General features: G+C 69.9%; 1 protein-coding gene and 1 pseudogene. One reads left to right on the top strand and one right to left on the bottom strand.

Annotation, left to right across the window (positions count from 1 at the left end; translation table 11 throughout):
• Positions 1 to 263 (top strand): annotated as a pseudogene (locus ACOADB_RS19045) (FAD-containing monooxygenase EthA); the annotation flags it as partial.
• 47 nt (positions 264 to 310) lie between these two features.
• Here the strand turns inward: ACOADB_RS19045 and ACOADB_RS19040 are convergent.
• A partial coding sequence (locus tag ACOADB_RS19040) for a hypothetical protein (RefSeq protein WP_378601990.1) occupies positions 311 to 568 on the bottom strand: 258 nt, incomplete at its 5' end.

Below are 568 nucleotides of genomic sequence, written 5' to 3'. Positions count from 1 at the left end.
CCGACCTCGTCTGTGAGTACGTCGTGCGGTTGCTCGAGTACATGGACCAGCACAACCTCAAGGTCGCCGTCCCTCCGCACGAGGAGGGTCTCGTGCCGGCACCGATTCTCGACCTGGATTCGGGCTACCTGAAACGGGCGGCCGGGCGGCTTCCGATTGCCGGTGACCGCGACCCCTGGCGGCTCAAGCACAACTGGTACTTCGACAAGAAGTTCCTGCGCAAGAGCAAGGTCGACGACGGCGTCATGGAGTTCACGGCCTGAAGGAACCGGCTGACGGATCGGCGCAGCCGCCAGCCAGGCCCCTGTCCTCAGCCTGCGAGCGCCGCGGTGACGGCGACCCCGAGGACCAGGACGCCGATCAGCAGCGTGATCTTGCCGACCGTCGACGGACGGCCGTTCGACAGCGCCAGGCAGGCGCCGGCGCCGGCGAAGACGACGGGCAGGCCGGTCCAGAAGACGGCCACCAGGGGCACCGACACCAGCGTGAGGACCAGGCCGCGGCGGTCGGCACGCTCCGGGGAGGCGGCACGCACGCCCAGGCCGAAGGCGATCGCGAGGCCGACGGC

Source organism: Nocardioides sp. CPCC 206348 (genome assembly GCF_048654705.1).
In the GTDB taxonomy this organism is placed as follows: Bacteria; Actinomycetota; Actinomycetes; order Propionibacteriales; family Nocardioidaceae; genus Nocardioides.
The sequence above is the reverse complement of the archived record's forward strand: the minus strand, read 5'-3'. Positions and strand labels throughout refer to the sequence as shown.